Here is a 2,883-nt window from a genome sequence, read left to right as displayed (position 1 = left end):
GTATTTGAAGCGGAAGTTCTAACAGCTTCGTTTATTGAATGATACACGTTTCTTCTTTCGGATTCAGGTATTGTAGCAACTGTTTCTTCTACTAAATCTAGTATCTCATCGTAGAAGTCTACATATTCCTTGGCAGCCGCTTCCCTGCCTGTAATCTTTCCTATGTCTTCAACAAGCTTTTTCTCTTCTTCCATGGAGTTGAATTCCACTACATAGTATGGAATATTCAGGTTTTCAATTTTTTCTATCTCTCCCTTGTTCCAGAAAAGAGGTGCGTCAAGAAGGATGATGTCAGGATCTGAATTCAGCAGTTCTTCAATATTTACTATTCCTCCAACCTTTGGAAGGTAGATGTCGTTTATGGAAGGTTCCATATTGAGAATCAGCTTGTCTCTTTTTAGGCCGTTGCTGCAGGAGGTAATCATATCTCCTTCATCTAGCATAATAATTATATGACCTGCAACTGTATAAAGGGCTGATATGCTTTCCACTTCTTCGGGAATGTATACTGTCCTTCCTGCAGAGTCTACTACTGTTTCGAGATTGGGATTTACGGGTACCTCTGAAATTGGCTCCGCTGAGGATTCACTTGTGCTGCATGCTGATAATGTCAGGGATAGTATCAGCATTAATGCCAATAGCAATGATGTAATCTTATTTTTCTTCATTTTCTGTTCCTCCGATGGGTACTATGTGTTTTTTATTGTTGTCATATGTAAGTATTTTAGATTTTACTCCGTAGATATCATAAATATGCTCTTCAGTCAATACTGTACTTGGTAGTCCCTGGTATTTGATTCTTTTGTCCGATAACATGATTACGTTTGTGTTTAGATGGTGATTTTCAAAATAGAAACTGTGGTTTGGAAAATGCGTTGACATTATTATTGTCTTGTTCTTGTTTATGCAGAGACTTTTAATCATTTCCAAAAACATTATTTCATTCCTGTAGTCCAGGGACGCAGTAGGTTCGTCCATAATAATTATGTCCGATTCCTGGGCAAGGGACCTCGCAAGGACTACAAGCTGTCTCTCTCCTCCGCTTAGCTTGGTGAAGAGGTTGTCTCTGAATTTTTCCATTCCAACCATTTTCAAGGCTTCAATTGCAATTTTAGTGTCACTCCCATTAGGCGATGAAAATATTGAATGGTAGGGAGTTCTTCCCATTAGTACTATTTCAAGTACGGAATAGGGAAAGATATGTCCCTTCTCCTGGGGAACGTAACTGAAAAGCTTTGCTCTTTCCCTGGCGGACAGCTTGTTCAGCTCTCGTCCCCTGAAGGACATGGAGCCTTTGTCTATCTTGTTTATACCAAGGATGCAGTTTATGAGTGTTGTCTTTCCACATCCGTTTGGTCCTATTATGGATAGAAGCTCTCCCTTTTTTACATGGAAGCTTATGCTGTCTAGTACTTCCTTATTTTCATATGAAAAGCTTATATTGTCTATTATGAGCATTTTACCACCCACTTCCCTTTGTTTTTTTCAGAACATAAACATAGAATGGTGCACCCAGAAGTGAGGTTAGTATTCCCAGAGGAATTTCACTTCCCGTGAGGGTACGGCTTATAATGTCTATTACTACAAGGTAGAAGCTTCCCAGTGCAAGACTTACAGGTATGAGCTTTCTGTTGTCTGTACCAACCATCATACGACCAAGATGAGGGATTACAAGCCCTACCCATCCTATGGTTCCTGCGATTGATACAGCGCCTGCAGTTGAAAGGCTCGCAAATACTACAACAAGACCTCTATTTAGTTTCGTATTTATACCAAGTGTTCTTGCATCACGTTCACCCATGGACAGTACGTTGATCCTCCATTTCATGAGGATCATTCCTCCAACTCCAAGGAATATGGGTATGAAGGATATTGCAATGTCCTTAAAGCTGCAGCTTGCCAAACTTCCCATTAGCCAGAAGGTAATGGCTGGTAGCTCGTTGAAGGGGTCTGCAACATATTTACCTAAAGATATGAGAGATGAAAATACGGAAGACACTATAACTCCTCCAAGTACCAGCATTATTGTGGGATTTGACTTGTATATTCCTGCTATAAGTGTACTTAGACCTACGGCTATCATGCCGAAAATAAATGCGAAAAGTACTGTGTAGAAATTGACTTCGTTGAATAATATGATGGCAAGTATTGCACCAAAACCTGCTCCGGAACTAACTCCTAGAATTCCTGCATCTACCAGAGGGTTTTTGAACATGCCTTGAAGAGAGGCTCCACTGACTGACAGTGCCCCTCCCACTATTATGCCGCCAATAGCCCTTGGTAGCCTTATATCCCATACTACTGACTGCTCTATTGGTGTTGATATTGTAATTATTTCTGGAACTATTTTATTAAATAGTGAGATGTCATTTAAAAAAGTTAATATCTTATATATTATTATATCCGGCACGGTAGCCACGTTAATGGGATATCTTCCAATGAAGAGTGATGCTATGACGCTTAAGATGGGCAGAAGTACCAGAATAAAATAAAACGACTTTTTGTTTTTTATCATTTGGCCTTGCTTCTTCTAATAAATACTACAACAAGGGCAATTATGAAGATTGCAGCTATTGTAATTACATTTGAGTCTATTCCTGTAGATACTGTTGAAAATGATACAGTGAGTTCATCGCCCAGTGTGTTTCCGTTCTTTCCTGACATGTCGCCGTTTATTTTCAATGTATAGGTCATATTTTCTGCAAATCCCTCAGTTGGTGTAATCTTTATAATTCTCTTCTGGTCCGGATGTATCTGATCGTCATCCATAAATACTTCAATCGTCACATCATTATCATCTGAATCCACAAGCTTGAAGCAGGCCATGTTGTTTTCCCTGATTGAGCTGTTGATTACATTGTTTGAAAATGAAAGCTTGATCAC

4 protein-coding genes are annotated in these 2,883 nt (G+C 39.4%); all 4 read right to left on the bottom strand.

Features of this window, described 5'->3' with window-relative positions; all coding sequences use genetic code 11:
• Positions 1-668, bottom strand: a 668-nt coding sequence (locus tag AC3AX0_RS10750; RefSeq protein WP_487550286.1) for an ABC transporter substrate-binding protein, incomplete at its 3' end; no start/stop codon positions are given.
• Positions 655-1,458, bottom strand: a complete 804-nt coding sequence (locus AC3AX0_RS10745) for an ABC transporter ATP-binding protein (RefSeq protein ID WP_487550285.1) — start codon at positions 1,456-1,458, stop codon at positions 655-657. The genes AC3AX0_RS10750 and AC3AX0_RS10745, both read right to left, overlap by 14 nt.
• 1 nt (position 1,459) lies before the next feature.
• On the bottom strand, positions 1,460-2,515 hold the full coding sequence (locus tag AC3AX0_RS10740; RefSeq protein ID WP_487550284.1) for a FecCD family ABC transporter permease: 1,056 nt from the start codon (positions 2,513-2,515) through the stop codon (positions 1,460-1,462).
• Positions 2,512-2,883: Ig-like domain-containing domain (locus tag AC3AX0_RS10735; RefSeq protein WP_487550283.1), on the bottom strand; the 372-nt coding region annotated here is incomplete at its 5' end. The genes AC3AX0_RS10735 and AC3AX0_RS10740, both read right to left, overlap by 4 nt.

The sequence above is a fragment of the Dethiosulfatibacter sp. genome, assembly GCF_983023055.1.
The sequence above is the reverse complement of the archived record's forward strand: the minus strand, read 5'-3'. Positions and strand labels throughout refer to the sequence as shown.